This window comes from Paraglaciecola sp. G1-13 (genome assembly GCF_055809255.1).
The window spans coordinates 2,766,828-2,784,701 of record NZ_CM147903.1 but is presented as its reverse complement, the minus strand read 5'-3'; the positions used below and the strand labels follow the sequence as shown (position 1 = coordinate 2,784,701).

Annotated in this window: 13 protein-coding genes; 9 read left to right on the top strand and 4 right to left on the bottom strand. The window is 45.6% G+C overall.

Going from position 1 to position 17,874, the window contains the following annotated elements; all coding sequences use genetic code 11:
• Nucleotides 1-49: 49 nt before the first annotated feature.
• Nucleotides 50-1,510, bottom strand: coding sequence for a sulfatase family protein (locus AC0L6N_RS11650; RefSeq protein ID WP_473474761.1), 1,461 nt, complete (start codon nt 1,508-1,510; stop codon nt 50-52).
• A 73-nt stretch (nt 1,511-1,583) separates the two neighbouring features.
• Nucleotides 1,584-4,421: a TonB-dependent receptor gene (locus tag AC0L6N_RS11645; protein WP_473474760.1), complete on the bottom strand. Its 2,838-nt coding sequence runs from the start codon at nt 4,419-4,421 to the stop codon at nt 1,584-1,586.
• A gap of 525 nt (nt 4,422-4,946) precedes the next feature.
• Between AC0L6N_RS11645 and AC0L6N_RS11640 the strand changes: the two genes are divergently transcribed.
• Entirely contained in the window at nt 4,947-5,633 is a 687-nt protein-coding gene (locus tag AC0L6N_RS11640; RefSeq protein WP_473474759.1) for a GntR family transcriptional regulator, read from the top strand.
• Between the two features lie 137 nt (nt 5,634-5,770).
• Here the strand turns inward: AC0L6N_RS11640 and AC0L6N_RS11635 are convergent, their stop codons facing one another.
• Together AC0L6N_RS11635 and AC0L6N_RS11630 are read right to left on the bottom strand one after the other, a co-directional pair.
• Nucleotides 5,771-6,673: a sugar phosphate isomerase/epimerase family protein gene (locus AC0L6N_RS11635; RefSeq protein ID WP_473474758.1), complete on the bottom strand. Its 903-nt coding sequence runs from the start codon at nt 6,671-6,673 to the stop codon at nt 5,771-5,773.
• Nucleotides 6,674-6,725: 52 nt separating this feature from the next.
• Nucleotides 6,726-7,733 carry a LacI family DNA-binding transcriptional regulator gene (locus AC0L6N_RS11630; RefSeq protein ID WP_011575464.1) on the bottom strand — a complete coding sequence of 336 codons (1,008 nt, stop codon included), beginning with the start codon at nt 7,731-7,733 and terminating at the stop codon, nt 6,726-6,728.
• Between the two features lie 304 nt (nt 7,734-8,037).
• On the opposite strand from AC0L6N_RS11630, the gene AC0L6N_RS11625 reads away from it, so the two are divergent.
• The 8 genes from AC0L6N_RS11625 to AC0L6N_RS11590 all read left to right on the top strand — a co-directional run bounded on the left by AC0L6N_RS11625 (nt 8,038) and on the right by AC0L6N_RS11590 (nt 17,714).
• Nucleotides 8,038-9,216: a Gfo/Idh/MocA family protein gene (locus tag AC0L6N_RS11625; protein ID WP_473474757.1), complete on the top strand. Its 1,179-nt coding sequence runs from the start codon at nt 8,038-8,040 to the stop codon at nt 9,214-9,216.
• Between the two features lie 141 nt (nt 9,217-9,357).
• The gene (locus AC0L6N_RS11620; RefSeq protein ID WP_473474756.1) at nt 9,358-10,410 is read left to right on the top strand and encodes a sugar phosphate isomerase/epimerase family protein; all 1,053 of its coding nucleotides are present in this window, start codon (nt 9,358-9,360) and stop codon (nt 10,408-10,410) included.
• A 122-nt stretch (nt 10,411-10,532) separates the two neighbouring features.
• Nucleotides 10,533-11,753, top strand: coding sequence for a nucleoside permease (locus AC0L6N_RS11615; RefSeq protein WP_473474755.1), 1,221 nt, complete (start codon nt 10,533-10,535; stop codon nt 11,751-11,753).
• Nucleotides 11,746-12,651 carry a hydroxypyruvate isomerase family protein gene (locus AC0L6N_RS11610; RefSeq protein ID WP_473474754.1) on the top strand — a complete coding sequence of 302 codons (906 nt, stop codon included), beginning with the start codon at nt 11,746-11,748 and terminating at the stop codon, nt 12,649-12,651. Before AC0L6N_RS11615 ends, AC0L6N_RS11610 begins: the two co-directional genes overlap by 8 nt.
• A gap of 67 nt (nt 12,652-12,718) precedes the next feature.
• Nucleotides 12,719-14,404, top strand: a complete 1,686-nt coding sequence (locus tag AC0L6N_RS11605; RefSeq protein ID WP_011575459.1) for a GMC oxidoreductase — start codon at nt 12,719-12,721, stop codon at nt 14,402-14,404.
• A 2-nt stretch (nt 14,405-14,406) separates the two neighbouring features.
• On the top strand, nt 14,407-15,006 hold the full coding sequence (locus AC0L6N_RS11600) for a gluconate 2-dehydrogenase subunit 3 family protein (protein WP_473474753.1): 600 nt from the start codon (nt 14,407-14,409) through the stop codon (nt 15,004-15,006).
• A 69-nt stretch (nt 15,007-15,075) separates the two neighbouring features.
• Complete coding sequence (locus AC0L6N_RS11595) at nt 15,076-15,840, top strand: 3-keto-disaccharide hydrolase (RefSeq protein ID WP_473474752.1); 765 nt, start codon at nt 15,076-15,078, stop codon at nt 15,838-15,840.
• A 305-nt stretch (nt 15,841-16,145) separates the two neighbouring features.
• Nucleotides 16,146-17,714: a sodium/sugar symporter gene (locus AC0L6N_RS11590; protein ID WP_011575456.1), complete on the top strand. Its 1,569-nt coding sequence runs from the start codon at nt 16,146-16,148 to the stop codon at nt 17,712-17,714.
• Nucleotides 17,715-17,874 lie beyond the last annotated feature (160 nt).

The window sequence follows — 17,874 nt, the reverse complement described above, 5'->3', positions numbered from 1 at the left end:
CGATTAACCGCTTCGCCACCTTTACCGGGAACTTGAGCCACTTTTATGTTCAGTAGCGACCAGATGCTTGGTACATATGCATTTTCGAGGGCCTAGGACGTTTGCGATGAGGCGCATATGCGCCTCTCACACGATCGAAATCATCTGGCGTACGAAAACTCGGGATAAAGTCGTTACTTGATGTTATCCATTTATCTAAAATTGCACTGTGATGCGCAAGCACACCAAAGTAGTTTTCGTCAGTGGCAAGGTTTGTCAACTCGAACGGGTCGTTGATCAAATCATATAATTCTTCTTTGGGTCTTGGGGCCAGAAACGGTCTAGCTTGGTTTGGCGTTAATGCACCTTGCTCGAATAATCGGCTCAGCTCCCACCATGTTTTGTGGTAAACCGTGTCCGCACTCGGTGTGGCAGGTAAATCGTAGTAGTTGTTGCGAATGTACCGATACTGCTCGGTGCGTACGGAACGGCCATGATCTTCGAAGTCGTGCCAGTTACGCTCTGAAATCGCATACTCTCGAAATGGCTTTTCAGGGGCTTCGAATAATTCAGTCAGACTTTTACCTTCAAAGGTATTTGGGATATTTGTGTTGGCTAAATCTGCAAACGTAGGGGCTAAATCTATGCTACTGATAATACTTTGGCTAACGCTGCCTTTGGGGATCCCATTTGGCCAATAGGCAATAAATGGGGTTTTAACACCTGAGTCGTATAGCGTGGTTTTGTCTCTGGCAAAGGGGCGACCATTATCCGCCACAAATATGATCAAGGTATTCTCTGCTACGCCTTGTTGTTCAAGAGTATTGACGACCTTGCCAACGTGTTCGTCTAAGCGGGAAATCTCGTCGTAATAGGCGGCGAAATCATTCATGTAAAGTTCGGTCGCTGGGTAATAAGGCGGTAAGCGCACATCGTCTTGAGTATGTTTATGGGGGTATTCACCTTGATAAAACGGACGATGTGAATCCCATGAGGCGAACCATAAGAAAAACGGTTTGTCTTTTGGGCGTTTCTCTAACAGCGGCACCCACTGTGCGCTACCTGAGGGCTCATCAATGCCATATCTAGACTCTACCACTTCATCAAATCGTTGCTTGGTGTCTTCGCCTAGGTGCCACTTTCCAGCGGCTGCTGTCCAATAGCCAGCGTCACGTAACGTTTGTGAAACAGTGACTTGTTCTTTCGGCAAAGGCCAGTGAAGCTGCTCTGCATCGGTGTTGTGAGGGTAGCGGCCAGTGATCATACTTGCGCGGCTAGGGCTGCACGAACTTGCCGTCAAGAATGCGTTATCAAAGCGCATACCGCCCTTGGCGAGCTTATCTAGGTTGGGGGTTTTTACCCCAGTGTGACCGTAGGCCCCAAGATCGTCCCAATTTAAATCATCTGCAATGATCAATATTATGTTGGGGCGTTGTTTTGCAACCACATGAGGAGCAAGCAACAGCGCACTCAATGTAAAAATGGTTTGCGCCACCATTTTAAAGTGCCTATAGAGTGTAAATTTAAACATATCAAATTCCCTGTACCACGTGTAATCAATGTAAGAGGGCGATGATTAGCCCTCTGTTTATATAATACCAGCGCTAAAATTTAGCACTGACACCTATGTTGTACCTTGCACCAAACTGCTCTGCACTGATGAGTTGATCGGCAAAGCGGCCATGTCTGCGGGTAGTTTCTTCAGTGATATTTAATCCCTCGACGAACACCGACAGATTCTCATTAATGTCATAGCTGACATTAATATCCCACTGACCATACGCTTCAACGAAGTTTGGCTCCCCTTGACGCTGAGGTTGGTAGAGCGCCAATAAGAAATCATCCCGCCAGTTGTAAGCAATACGTGCCTGAAAGCCGTCTTTTTCATAGAATGCGATAAGGTTTGCTGAATCGCTCAATCCGGTTAACGCAAAGGTGCTGTTAACGTCATACACATCGTATTCAACGTTTCCATCGACAAAGGTCATGTTGGCCACTGTACCAAATCCGCTTTCACCAAAAATGTGTTGTAGATTGAGCTCCCAACCATCTACTTCGGCATCATTTAAATTATCGGGCGATGAGATTAAAAAGGTAATTTCTGGATCGTCAGAGGTAGAGAAACACGCGGGGTTGCCGCCGACTACTTCATCTGGGCAACCTGGGCGAGGAATGATACTCGGATCGGTAAGAGGGTTGCCGTTCACATCAGGCATCGTGCCTTCTCGAGTAGTAATACCGATAAAGTTTTCAACGTACTTTTTGAAGAAACCTACTGATGCGTAGCTACCATTGCCATAATACCACTCTAGCGATAAATCGATGTTCTTTGATTCAAGAGGCAGTAATCCAGGATTGCCAATTGAGGCGCTGTAAGGACCGTCAGGTCTTGCATCTATGGTTGTTGAGGGAAACAATGATGATAAATCAGGGCGGCTCAAGGTGGTGCTATATGATACGCGACCGACTAAGTCGTCAGTAAACTCGATGTTGAAATCCATATTTGGCAATAATCGTGTATAGCTGCCTTCAAGACGAATATTGGTCGGCTCGTCGGTAAACACTTCGCCAAAACGCCCTGCTGTATTAACGTAGTTTAAAGATTTAATACCCCGTTGAAGAGATGTTGATGTGACATCTGTGTCTTCCCAGCGTAGGCCTGCATTGAACTTAATCGGCATCTGATTGAATTCTGTTTCAAAATCAAAGGATAAATAAACGGCGAAGGTTTCTTCATTTACACCGTTGTATACAGGGTCTTCTTGAAAGTAAAAACCTTGATCTTTCACCAGTTGCAAAGCGTCTTGAGCGCTGTAACTCGATAGCAAAGGAAAGAAGTTGCTGTTGCCACCTATGTCTTTGCCAAAGCCATTGCTGCTATTGAACTGTAAATCCAAAGTAGAAATATCAAGCGGCACGAAGGCGATGGTTCGCTTGGCATAGGTGTCTATTGTGTAATCGGTATTGGCCACTCCGAAATTGATTTTGTTTAACGCGCCGCTATAGGCATTGAGCCATTGTCCATGTAACTGTGCTTGCTTGATGTTGTTTTCAATTTCGTATCCGCGGGTTTGAAACAAATCAAATTGAATGTTCTGGCTGGCGTAAGGGTCTTGACCGGGTAAATCGGCTGCATCGAAGAATATATCTGGTCGACCATTTGGGTGAGTCGTAATGCTCACATCTACGCCGCCACGGTCGGCAATACCATCGCCATTGGTATCGTTCACACGTGGGTTTTTCAGGTTCATGATGGTTTCTGAGTTGCGCCCATCTGGCTGCGAATGTGACGTTGAGTCATGGTAATCGAAATTAAAACTTAGGTTTTCCGTGGCTTGATACTCAAGGTTCAAGCCGATTGAATCATTTTCAGTATTAAAGTAGTTGTGATACGACCAAAAATTCAACTCATCGTCATTTCTAAACGGATTAGTGACTGTGCCGTTAGCATCTGCGTCACCTCCTGTATCACCGTCAAACCAAAAGCTGGTGCGATTAATGTTCGAGATTTCTTCAAATCGTGAAAGGGTGTAGTCCAATGTTGCAACTAAGGTGTCGCTTGGTGCCATTTGCAGCACCAATTGCGCATTTTGTCGCTCTCTGTGGTTATCGTGGGTATCCACACTGATGGACAATGGTGCCCAGTGTGTGCGACTTGGATTTAGATTTGTATCTATACCACTTTTATCAACGTTAGAACCTCGTTCAGGCACCCAGCCAGGTGTGCCGACACGTTCCTTACGACTGTCACGCTCAGCGTGTGATAGAGACAACAGCACACCGACTTTACCGTCTGCAAATTGCTGGCTCACCATACCTGACAGCTCGGGTGTAACGCTATCGCCCACTTCGACACTGGTATCCACTACGCCTTTGACCGTTGCCACGGCTTTGAAGCCATCATAATCAAAAGGTTTCGCGGTTTTTATATTAATAGTAGAGCCGATGCCACCAGAGGAAATGTTCGCCTTACCGGTTTTGTATACTTCTACACCTGACACACTCTCTGCGGCAATTTCACGAAAATTAAAGCTGCGATCAATTCCGTCTTCTAACAAAGTGGATGATGTGGGCATTTGACGATTGTTAAGGGTGACTAAATTAAAGCTAGGTCCAAAGCCGCGCACCGTGACTTGATTCCCCTCGTTGTTGGAGCGGTCAATTGACACACCGGTAATACGTTGCAGCGATTCAGCCAAATTGGTATCAGGGAATTTACCTATATCTTGTGCAGTAATCGCATCAACGACCCCATCTGAATCACGTTTTATATTTGCTGCGCTAACCAATGCACCTCTGACGCCTTTCACATTGATAACTTCTACTTCTTGGTCGTCCGCTTGTTGAGCATAAACAGGTGAAGTGGTGTGCAAACTTATTAGTGCAAACGCCACGGCACTGGCAAGTTTGGTATGGGTAAAACTATGTGTAAAGTGTTTCATGCGTTTCTACCTTATTGTCCGTATTGTATCTGAGTACCATTTTGGTATTTCATGAGTCAGCTTGATTTCGCTTGTCCCGCTTACTCTTTGGAATCGAAGTTCAGCTGTCTTTGTCGATGTATTTACTAATTTTTGGAAGAAATACCACTCATTGCAACAATTAATTGTTAACAATTACGGTGGATAATTGCACATTGTTTTAACAAGCTCAATACAATTTGTTGAATTTTTATGTGCTAAATAAAAAGAATTATGTGTAATTTGTTTTTGTGGGGGGGCTATTTATCGTGATTAAGTTTCTTTAAATCTTTGCTAAATGATGAATTATTGACTGGAGTGGGTATTAAGCATTTATAAAAAATCGAGATGTTAAACGTTTAGGTAGCGCGCTAAGATAAGAGTATATTAAGCGTTAATAATATCCCGCGACCCGAAAATAACGCGTTATGTGCAAGAGCACAGAAGACAGCGGCGAGCGCCAGAAAGAGATAAGCCCCGTTACCACATCAGACACAATAGAGCCAAATGAACAAAAATAGTTTGTCACCGAAACACGTTTTAACTTCCCCCTTGCTCACAGATCAGGCCGGTGTTTACGCCAACATTTTAAGCGACATTATCAATGCGGTTTTCGTCAGTGGTGAGCGTTTAGTGACGACGCAATTGGCCCAACGTTATAGCACCAGTATCAACCCAGTTAGAGAGGCATTAAAGCAATTGCAAGGAGAGGGGTTTGTTAACGTTGCGCCAAACTCAGGTGCCAGTGTCTCAACTTTCACCGCAAGTGATACGCGCGATGTATTTGAGGTGCTGCAACTGCTCGACCCCTACCTAATGGAGAGGTTTGTTGAAGAGCATATTGATGAGCAGCGTCATGAACTTGAAAATGTTTTATTTGAAATGGAAAAGCTTACGTCGCTTGCTGAGCCACCTCATGGTGTGTTTCGACATTTAGACACGCAGTTTCATTGGCTTATGTATAAAGACCATTACAATAAGAATGCAGTGGAAATCTGGCGACGTAATAGGCTCATTTTACATGTTGCCCATGGAAGCCTGACATTGAGCTCTCGGCGTATTGAACAAAGTATTGCTGAGCATAAAGCACTGCTTCAGGCTCTCGAAGAAAGAGATGTAGCAAAAACCTTAAAAACGTTGAAAGCGCATATCGCCAGCAGTGGCCGATATTGGTCTCGATACCAAGTACGTTAACTTTTTTCAATCAATAAAAAAGTCGCTCAGCGTGCGGGCTGTGCGACTTTTTAATTAAACTGAGGGGCTTCACAACTAAAGGTAAAATATTTATCAGTAAAAACTGAACCTTTATAGTGTAGACCAATGCTTGTCGTCTAGGCCAATAGCGTAGACATGGCTTTGTACCCTTGCTGGATAGTTTTCAATTTGTCGTCTGTTTTATCGCGCTCAACAAATCTGTGTTGAACACCAGAAAGCGCAGATTGGGCGAAGATAGGCGCAAAGTCTATCGTCCCTGTGCCCACATCGGCAAAGTTTCCTGCTTCATCCATATCTTTTACATGCCATAGTTTAAAGCGCCCTGGGTGTTGCTTAAAGTAAGCGAGGGGATCTTGTTTGGCTTTAAACATCCAAAATAAATCCATTTCCATAGCCATTAAATTTTTATCCGTTTCGTTAAGCAGTACATCGTACGGTAACTGACCGTCACGCATTTCAAACTCGAAAGCATGATTATGATAAGCCAGTTGTAAGCCTGTTTTGTTACATGCCTCGCCGATCACGTTGCAACGCTCAGCGAGCTTTTTGTACACGTCTATGCCCGTGCCTCTTTGTTCTTCGGTCAAATACGGAATTACAATGTATTGATGACCCACTTCTAGGGCATGATCAATCACTTTATCGATGCCATCATCAAATGCAGTGAGCCCAATATGAGCAGAAGGAGCGCTTAAACCTTCATTGTTTAGGATTGTCTTGATTTCACTGGGTTTGTGATTGAAATAACCAGCAAACTCTAGTTCTTTGTAACCTACAGCAGCGACTAACTTTAGTGTGGCGGGCACGCTAACTGCCATCATATCTCGCAGGGTGTACAGTTGTAGCCCAACTGCCGCTGGGGTAGTTAGCATATTGGCGGCAAATGCAATAGAACCAGGCATGGCTGCTAGGCCCAGAGCCGCAGCACTGAGTTTAACGAAACGTCTGCGACTGTCTTGATGGGCTAAATCAAAGCGAGATGTTTGTTCACAGACTGAGCTGTGGGCGAAATCTTTCATGGTTTTTTCTCCGAGTGAGTGAGTGCGTGTGTTATGCGTCTCAGCGAGTCGACTATAGCGTCGGCGCTGGGCCCGTACTAGCGCGCACAATTAATTCAAATGGCATGATGACTTTTGGCGCTTTGGTGATCTTGCCTTCGAGTAAATCAATCAATAATGACACTGCACTTTGGCCAAACTCTTCTGCTGGCTGAGCGATAGTGGTCAGCGGGGGATCGCAAAATGCAGAAAATGAAATATCATCAAACCCCGCAATGGAAATATCTTGGGGAATTCGTAGTCCCGCTTGTTTAAAACACTGCATTGCCCCAATGGCGGTTTCGTCATTTTCACAAAATACCGCACTTGGGCGGTGCTCACTGGCAATGATTTTAGTGGCTGCGTCATGTCCGGATTGCAAGGTAAAGTCACCTGGATAGAGCAGGGAATCATCAAACTTCAAACCTGCCTCGGTTAGCGCATCGCCATAACCTGCCAAGCGCTCGCGCGTCAGTGGGCTTGATTGAGGGCCTTTGATGAGTGCGATGCGTTTATGTCCTTGCTCAATTAAATGCATCGTCATGGCTTTAGCCGCTGCGCGGTTATCTAACGTAACAACAGGGCAGTTAATGTCGTGCATGACCTCGCACGCGTTGACCATGGGCAGTAATTCATTGGGCTTGTTGATCGATGCATCAAAGGGATTATGCGCTCTTAATTGAATGAGCCCATCAGCCTGAGAGGTTTGCACCATTTTTGCGTAGTTTGCCTCTATGGTTTCATCGCCCAGTGTGTTAGCAAGTAAAATGGTATAACCACGCTGGGCGGCCGCTATCTGCATTCCACTTATCACGCGAGCAAAAAAGACGTTTGCTACCGTAGGTACCAGTGCTACCAAACTATGCGTTTTACCTGAGCGGAACTTGACCGCCATCAGATTCGGTTTGTAACCCACTTCGTTTACGGCAAGCATAACTTTATTACGCGTTTTTGGTGACACGCGCTCCGGCTGCTGCAATGCCCTAGAGACTGTTGCCACCGACACACCTGCTAAATTAGCCACTTGCCTAATATTACTCATAGAAACCTGTCGTTATATTTTTCACAGTGACGTTATTTCATACATAAAGTCAAAATGTAACCGTTAGCATTTAATGTAAAAATAATACCGCAGGAAAATTAAAAATCTAGCTATATTATTCAATAGAAGCGATTTTGAGTACGTTTTTGCAACGAAAAATTTACTTAAAGCGATAAATTATCATACTAATGGCTAATTACAGTTGACATAACCAAATGAAACCCGTTACATTTTAACGATATTATACATTTGTGTAACAATTGGCCGTGCGCCTCAACAGCATAGGAACGATTACGTGGCAAAAATGAACAAAGTTCGAATGGGTATGGTGGGCGGTGGTGAAGGCGCGTTCATTGGCGCGGTTCATCGCCATGCCTTGGCCCTTGATGGACAAATTGAATTGGTGTGCGGTGCATTTAGCCGTGACGAAGGCAATAACCAGCGCACTGCAGATGCACTGGGGTTAGACGATAACCGCGTTTATTCCAGCTGGGAGGCGCTATTAAAAGCGGAGCAAGCATTACCAGAAAATGAACGCATGCAAGTGCTCATCATAGTGACCCCTAATCATTTACACGTGCCAATTTCAATCGCGGCGATTGAAGCTGGGTTTCATGTGTTTTGTGAGAAGCCCGCTGCTATTTCGCTCGAAGAAGCAAGTCACTTAAAAACGGCATTGAAGAAAAGCTCGGTTTTGTATGGCCTTGCACACACGTACTTGGGCTATCCCATGGTGTGGCAAGCACAGCATATGGTGGGCAGTGGCGCACTGGGTAACATTCGAAAAGTCTACGTTGAGTATCCTCAAGGTTGGTTGTCAGCCGATGAAGAAAGCCACAACAAACAAGCCTCGTGGCGTACGGATCCTGCGCAATCTGGTGGCAGCGGCTGTATGGGTGATATCGGTACCCACGCTTTCGGGCTGGTGGAGTTTGTGTTGCAGCAACAAGTGACGTCGCTTTGCGCCGATTTAAATACCCATGTAGATGGGCGTAGGCTAGATGATGACGGCGCTGCACTTATTCGTACAGATGGTGGAGCAAGCGGTGTGTTGATCGCAAGTCAAGTGTGTGCTGGTGAAGAGAACGCACTAAAAATTCGTGTCTACGGTGATAAAGGTGGGCTCGAGTGGCAACAAATGGAGCCCAACTCGGTTATTTATCGCCCACTAGGCCAGCCGTTTCAGGTGTTACGAGCAGGCATGGGGCAACCCGGCTTGTGCCAAGAAGCATCAGAGCGTTGCCGCACACCAGCGGGTCACCCTGAGGGCTACTTAGAGGCAATGGCTAACTTGTACCGCTATTTTGGCAAAGCAGTGAAAGCAGCAGATGCAGGTACAGCATCAAAGATTGCCAATGAACTTGGAAAAGCCGCTGGCGTACCTGGGATTGATTCAGGGATAAGAGGAATGGCGTTTATCGATGCCATGTTAGCCAGTAGTGACAGTGAAACCAAATGGCATGCTGTGCCAAGCGCTGAATAAACCGTTAAAGATCGCGCGAAAAAGATCACGGGAAAAAGAACGCACAAAAAGCAAACAAATGAGTCTGTTACGTCACGAACAAGTGATTAACACGTAAGCCGCTCGGCGGTTTACCCAAGCGCACCAGTTAAGGAGAAGATTATGCCTGCTATTAAAGGCCCCGGAATATTTTTAGCCCAGTTTATGAGTGATGAAGCGCCCTTCAACAGTTTGGATTCGATTGCTACATGGGCAGCCTCGTTGGGATATAAAGGAATTCAAGTTCCTACTGGCGATACAGCAATATTCGATTTGGAGCGCGCAGCGAATAGCCAAGAGTACTGTGATGAGGTGATGGCGATTTGTAACAAAGCGGGCGTGCAGATCACAGAACTTTCTACGCATTTGCAAGGCCAGCTAGTGGCTGTGCACCCAGCATATGATGAACTGTTCGATAACTTCGCCCCTGAAGCGCTGCGGGGCAAACCCGCCGAGCGCACCGAGTGGGCAATACAACAAATGAAATGGGCCGCAAAGGCAAGCCAACGCCTTGGCTTAACAGCGCATGCCACGTTTTCAGGTGCGTTTTTATGGCATTTAGCATATCCCTGGCCACAGCGCCCGGCGGGCTTAGTTGAGCAAGGTTTTGCTGAGCTGGCAAAACGTTGGTTACCTATTTTAGATGCGTTTGATGAGGCGGGTGTGGACGTCTGTTATGAAATTCACCCCGGTGAGGATTTACACGATGGGGCGTCATTCGAATTGTTTTTGGATGCCGTTAATGGCCACCCCAGAGCGAATATTTTGTTTGACCCGAGCCACTTTGTTTTACAACAGCTTGATTACCTACAATTCATCGATTTGTATCATGAGCGCATTAAGATGTTCCATGTAAAGGATGCCGAATTTAATCCTAATGGGCGTTCTGGTGTTTACGGAGGTTATCAAGACTGGAAGGAACGCCCAGGCCGTTTTCGCTCATTGGGCGATGGCCAAGTCGACTTTAAAGGAATATTTAGCAAACTAACCCAGTATGGGTTTGATGGTTGGGCCATTTTGGAATGGGAATGCTGCTTAAAAGACTCAAACCAAGGGGCCGCTGAAGGTGCGCCGTTTATCGCAAGCCATATTATTACCCCCGCAGGACGCGCGTTTGATGATTTCGCTGGTGCAGTGAGTGACGAGCAGCGCAATCGCAGAATATTGGGGCTGTAAAGCTTAAACGCTGCACAAATTGGCTCAGCACCTTAATTAGCTTAGGGCCTTTAAGTGAAGCAATAAAAATGATGAGACGGTGCGGACGCATGCTTGCCAGTGCCATAATCAAGGGTTAGAAAATGAATACGATAACAACGCGATTAAGCGTGATGATGTTTCTGCAGTTTTTTATCTGGGGGGGCTGGTTTGTTACCTTAGGCACATTCTTGGCTAATACGTTGCAAGCCACCGGCGGTGAAATAGGCATGGCCTTTTCTACTCAATCGTGGGGGGCGATTATCGCGCCGTTTGTGATTGGCCTTATTGCAGATAGGTACTTTAACGCAGAGCGTATTTTAGGTGTATTGCATCTCATTGGCGCAGTGTTGATGTATTGCTTGTATCAGGCGCCTGACTTTGATGCGTTCTACCCACTTGTTTTGGGTTACATGATTGCCTACATGCCGACCTTAGCGCTGGTTAACTCTGTGTCATTCGCACAAATGGATAACCCATCGAAGCAATTTGGTAAAATTCGCGTGTGGGGCACAGTGGGCTGGATTGTCGCCGGCTTAGCCATCAGCTATGCGTTCTCATGGGATTCGAAACAGGCTATCGAAGAGGGTATGTTACGCAATACGTTCTTATTGTGTGCAGGCGCATCTTTGATACTCGGTTTGTTTAGCTTTACTTTGCCAAAAACACCGCCAAAAAGCGCCGGCGAGCAAGTTGGTCTAAAAGAGGTGCTGGGCCTTGATGCACTGGCACTGCTCAAAGACAGAAACTTCTTAGTGTTCTTTTTATCTTCAGTGTTAATTTGTATTCCTTTAGCGTTTTATTACCAAAATGCCAACCCGTTCTTAACTGAAATCGGCGTGGACAACGCAACGGGCAAGATGACCTTAGGCCAAGTGTCTGAAGTGTTGTTCATGCTAGCCCTGCCAGTATTCTTAAACCGCTTCGGCATCAAAATCACTTTGCTTATCGGCATGCTCGCTTGGGTAGTGCGTTATGCATTATTTGCTTACGGCGATGCAGATGGCGGGGTTGCATTACTGCTCGTGGGTATCGCACTGCACGGTATCTGTTACGACTTCTTTTTTGTTTCAGGACAAATCTACACTGATTCAAAAGCAGGAGAAAAAGTGAAAAGCGCCGCTCAGGGCCTGATTACCTTAGCCACGTATGGTGTGGGTATGCTGATTGGCTTTTGGGTCGCCGGGCAAATAACCGATAAATACACCACTGCAGCCGGCCACTCTTGGCTTGATATCTGGTTGTTCCCTGCGGCGTTCGCCTTAGGTGTGTTTGTTATTTTCATGTTCACGTTTAAAGACGAAAAGGTGTCAGGTAATGAGTAACTCACGTCGCAATATGCTCAAAGGTATGGCACTTAGTAGTGCCGCGTTGGCAGCAAGTACAATGGTCAGTGGCTGTGCATCAAGCCAGGCGTCACAAAGTGGAAGTCAACAAACTACTTCGAAATTTAAAGGCAATATTAATCACTCGGTTGCGCGCTGGACATACGGCGAATTATCTATTGAAGAGCTTTGCCAAGTGGTTAAATCATTGGGCTTTTCAGCCATCGATCTCATTGGCCCAGAAGGCTGGCCAATACTCAAGCGCTACGGTATCGACTCATCAATGTGTAATGGAGCCGAGCTGAACTTAGTCGATGGCTTTATTCACCCTGAATTTCACGATGAGCTTGAAAAGCGTTATCTAAAACATATCGATTTAGTGGCACAGGCGGGGTACAAAAACCTCATTTGTTTCAGCGGCAATGCCAGAGGTATGAGTAAAGAGCAGGGCCTTAAAAATGCAGTGGCAGGTCTTAAACGTATTTTGCCTTATGCTGAGCAAAAAGGTGTGGTAATACAAATGGAGTTGTTTAACAGCAAGGTTGATCACCCAGATTATATGGCTGACAGCTCGAAATGGGGCGTGGATCTATGTAAAGCCCTTGGCTCAGAAAATTTTAAGCTGCTTTACGACATCTACCATATGCAAGTGAATGAAGGCGATATCATTCGCACCATTCAAGATAATCATAAATATTTTGGCCACTACCACACTGCAGGTGTGCCGGGTCGTCATGAAATTGGAGATAACCAAGAGCTTTACTATCCAGCGATTGCTCGTGCAATTAAAGATGTGGGCTTTACCGGTTATCTTGCTCAGGAGTTTATACCTGCTGCTGAGACCAAAGCAGGCAAAATCGAATCGTTACGCGAAGCAATTCATATCTGTGATGTGTAACTTTTTATCTAAGCGTTTTTTAGCGCTTTTTAGTACACATCACACAACAAGAAGTTAGGGACCAAAAATGGCAAATAATCATTATGACGCAATCGTTGTTGGCTCAGGTATCAGCGGTGGTTGGGCAGCAAAAGAGTTAACCGAAAAAGGGCTTAAAGTGTTAATGCTGGAAAGAGGCAGAAACATTGAGCACGTAAAAGATTACACCAACGCCCATAAAGAAGCGTGGGATTACCCCCATCGAGGTGAACGCACACAGGAAATGATCGAAAATTATCCAGTGCTAAAACGCGACTATCCTCTTAATGAGCCAACACTTGGCATGTGGGCGAACGAGAAAGACAGCCCGTATGTGGAAGAAAAGCGTTTTGATTGGTTTCGTGGTTACCACATGGGTGGACGTTCACTCACTTGGGGCCGTCAAAGCTATCGATTAAACAAAGAAGACTTTCTAGCTAATGCTAAAGAAGGGATCGCGGTTGATTGGCCAATTCGCTATGAAGATGTATCCCCTTGGTACGATTACGTAGAACGCTTCGCCGGGATCAGTGGCAGTAAAGATGGATTAGACGTGTTGCCTGATGGTGAATATCAAATGCCCATGCCGCTTAACTGCGTAGAAAAAGATGTGGCGGCTAGAATTCAGAAAACCTTCAAAGGCCAACGTCATTTAATTCCGGGCCGTACCTCGAACATGACTGAGCCTAAGCCAAAAGAAGGGCGCACAAACTGCCAATACCGCAATAAATGCTGGTTGGGGTGTCCTTTTGGTGGGTATTTCAGTACGCAATCATCGACGCTGCCAGCAGCGGTTAAAACCGGTAACTTGACGGTGCGACCTTATTCTATCGTGACTGAAATTTTATACGATAAAGATAAGAAGCGTGCTAAAGGTGTGGCGGTGATAGATGCCGAAACGAACGAGACTTACGAATTCACCAGTAAGATATTGTTCGTCAATGCGTCGTCGTTTAACTCCACATGGTTATTGATGAACTCAGCGACCGATATATGGCAAGGTGGTTTGGGCAGCAGCAGTGGAGAACTTGGTCATAATGTAATGGATCATCACTTTAGAATTGGTGCCCACGCTATGGTGGAAGGCTATGAAGATAAGTATCACTATGGCCGTCGTCCAAGTGGTTTCTATGTGCCACGTTTTCGTAACTGGGGTGATGACAAGCGCGATTACGTGCGTGGTTTTGGTTATCAAGGCTCTGCTAGTCGTCAAGGTTGGGGACGCGATGTCGCCGAAATGGGCATTGGCGCTGACCTAAAGAATGCGATAAGCGAGCCAGGCTCATGGCAAATAGGCATGACGGCGTTTGGTGAAATGTTGCCAGATCATAGCAATCGTATTTTCTTAGATAAGACCAAGAGAGATAAATGGGGTTTACCTGTCTTAGCCATGGACGTTGAGATAAAAGACAACGAGAAACGCATGCGCAAAGACATGATGCAAGATGCTATCGATATGTTCGAAGCTGCAGGCATGAAAAATGTTCAAGGTTATGATGCTGATTACTTCCCAGGACAAGGGATACATGAAATGGGCACTGCGCGAATGGGGCGCGACCCTAAAACCTCGGTGTTAAATGGTAATAACCAGGTGTGGGACGCCTTAAACGTATTTGTAACTGACGGTGCGTGCATGACGTCTGCGTCTTGTGTGAACCCTTCGTTGACCTATATGGCATTAACTGCCCGTGCAGCAAATTTTGCTGTTGAAGAGCTGAAGAAAGGAAACCTGTAATCATGAGTATGAACAGACGCGAACTACTTAAAATGATTGCCGCTGCCACAGGCACGGCGTTTGTTAGTGCGAACGCGATGGCCTATGTCACGTTGCCGATGAAAACCGTTCAAGAAACGGCGTTCTCAAAAGATGATATCGCATTTTTTAATGAAGTCGGAGAGGTGATTATTCCTCGCACGGATACGCCTGGGGCTAAAGATGTCAATGTTGGCTATATGATGGCGGTGATTGTCACTGATTGTTATACCGCTCCTCAGCAGGCTGCATTTAAAGAGGGCATTGCATCGATAAAGGCGTTGGCTAAATCAACTTATGGTAAAGATTTTCTTCTGCTCAATACTGAACAGCGCGCTAGCCTGTTAGCCTCATTGAATGACGAAGCCGATGTATTCAACACTAACGCTAAATTGGCAAATAAAGGCGTAAAAGACGCAGAAAAACCTACGCCTCACGGCTTTACGTTAATTAAGCAGCTAACGTTGTTTACCTTTTTCACATCAAAAGAAGGCGCTACCAAAGTACTGCGCTATGTGGCTATTCCAGGTCGCTACGATGGTGAATTGCCGTATAAGAAAGGGGATCGCGCGTGGGCTACGTAGCTGGCAATTAATTGAGTGCTAAATGACACCGTCACCCGTGACAAAAATTTACCCCAAGGGACAAAATTAATGAAGTTAACCAAACGAATAAGCAATCTAACGTTAATACTGGCCGGTGCTATATCGCTGAGCCAAGGTGTAAACGCCGAGCAGAGCCAAGCAGAGCGTGAAGCTCAAGCGCAAAAAACCGAAGTGTGGGAGCCTGTCCCTAAGATTGTGTCAACCCCTGTGGGTAAAGCACCGTCTGACGCGGTGGTTCTTTTCAATGGCGATGACTTAAGTGCATGGGAAGCGCTTAAAGGCGGCGAAGCACCTTGGAGTATCGGCGGCGATGTGTTGACGGTAAAACCGGGTGCTGGCGATATTAAAACCAAACAGAGCTTTTGTGATGTGCAATTACATATGGAATGGCGCACACCTACCCAAGTTGAGGGTATGAAAGGGCAGCAACGTAATAACAGTGGTGTGTTCTTTCAGCAGCGCTATGAAGTGCAAGTGTTAGACTCCTATGAAAACCCTACCTATTCAAATGGACAGGCAGGCAGTGTTTACAAGCAAACAATTCCGTTAGCAAACGCTATGCGCCCCGCAGGTGAGTGGCAGTACTATGACATCATCTATACCGCGCCGCGTTTCAAGGGTAAAGAGTTGACTCAGCCTGGATACGTCACTGTGATGCATAATGGTGTCCTATTGCAAAATCATACCGAGATTCAAGGTAAAACAGAATGGATTGGCGCCCCGAGCTACGAAGCCCACGGGTGTGCACCTCTGCAGCTGCAAGATCATGGTAATTTAGTGAGTTTTCGTAATATTTGGGTGCGTGAACTGTAAATGTACGTGTGAAATAGCGTAATAAAAAGAGCCGCTTTTGCGGCTTTTTTTACATCGGTTGTACGACATAGGGCCTATTCACAGGTCATTTGATGTTGAATGATTATTTCGCATCGCTAGTCATTATTATCGTGAATTGAAAAGGTAAACCGATTTCATGATTTTGGCGTTAAATGAGGCGGTAGCGTATAGTTTTCCGCTTTAAGTGATGTATAGCCAAACCAAGAAAATATCTTAAATATTACTTGCCCTCTTTTAAATGGCCAGTGGTAGATTTCAACAAATACCGACAAGGAAAATAACAAATGAACTATTCACTCGACCCAATTGATCTGGGGGTGTTTATTGTTTACGCCGCTGGGTTACTTGCCCTTGCTCTTTGGATATCCCGAGACGAGAAGTCACATGACAGAACCACACAAGATTATTTCTTGGCCAGTAAATCGCTACCCTGGTGGGCGATTGGTGCGTCATTGATTGCGGCCAATATTTCAGCAGAACAAATCATTGGCATGTCAGGCTCTGGCTTTGCATTAGGCCTCGGCATTGCCTCTTATGAATGGATGGCGGCCATTACATTGATTTTAGTGGGTAAGTATTTACTGCCCATATTCCTTAAAAATGGCATTTACACCATGCCGCAATACTTAGAGCAACGCTTTGACAGTCGGGTTAAAACTACTTTAGCGCTTTTTTGGTTAGGGGTATTCATCTTCGTCAATTTGACCTCGGTTTTGTGGTTAGGGGGATTAGCAATACAAAGCGTCGCTGGTATTGATTGGATGTATGGCATGATCTTTTTAGCTGTTTTTTCTGTGGCGTATTCTACCTACGGTGGACTAAAGGCAGTGGCGTACACTGATATCATTCAAGTGGTGTTACTGGTTTTCGGGGGCTTCTTTTTAAGTTACTTAGCGCTGCAACAAATATCGGGCGGGGAAGGGGTCTTGAAAGGCTTTAACATATTAACCGAGAAAGTCCCGGGCCACTTCGACATGATTTTAAGCCCTGATAATAGCGAATACATGAATCTGCCCGGTATCTCCGTGTTAGTGGGCGGTCTGTGGGTGATGAACGTTGGATATTGGGGCTTCAACCAATATATTATTCAGCGAGCGCTGGCGGCAAAAAGCATTCAAGAAGCGCAAAAAGGTATTGCGTTTGCCGCGTATTTAAAGTTACTTATGCCGATCATAGTGGTGTTGCCTGGTATCGCAGCGGTTATCTTGTTTCCAGATATTGAAAAGCCCGATCAAGCTTACCCATCCATGATGTCGCTTATGCCAGTGGGTATAAAGGGACTAGTGTTCGCCGCACTTGTAGCCGCTATTGTTTCGTCTTTAGCGTCAATGACCAACAGTATTTCAACTATTTTTACCATGGATATTTACCGCCCTGTGCGTCATGACAAAGATGAAAATCACTATGTGAATATTGGGCGCTTGGCAACTGTTACCTCTTTGGTGGTAGCGGTCTGTGTTGCCCAGCCCCTTATCGGGCAGTCAGAGCAGGCGTTTCAATACATTCAGGAATTTACCGGGTTGTTTTCCCCCGGGATCACAGTGATTTTCCTAATGGGCATGTTCTGGAAGCGCACTACGTCCTCAGGTGCGCTAGCAGCAGCGATTGGCTCCGCACTTTTCTCTGTATTGTTTGCCCTTTTCTTACCTGAGTTGCCATTTATGGATCGCATCGGCATCGTATTTTTAATGTGCTTAGCCTTAACCTATTTCGTATCATTACGTGAGTCCGCACCAAAAAATGATAGCAGCGTAGATTTAAGTGATGTGAACTTTGGTACTACAACTGGCTTTAATATCGCGGGCATAGGCTGTGTGTTAATACTCATAGGTCTGTACGTCACCTGGTGGTAATGTCTTTCATCAGGGTTGGTGTTCGGCCCTGATTTTTTCACTGAATTTCATGTCTTCTATCTCGTTTCTTTACAATTTGCGTCAACGTTTTTGAATGCTGCCGCCATTAACAATGATCTTACGTAAAGTAGTTCTCGTGGGTAAACCGATTTCATTTTGA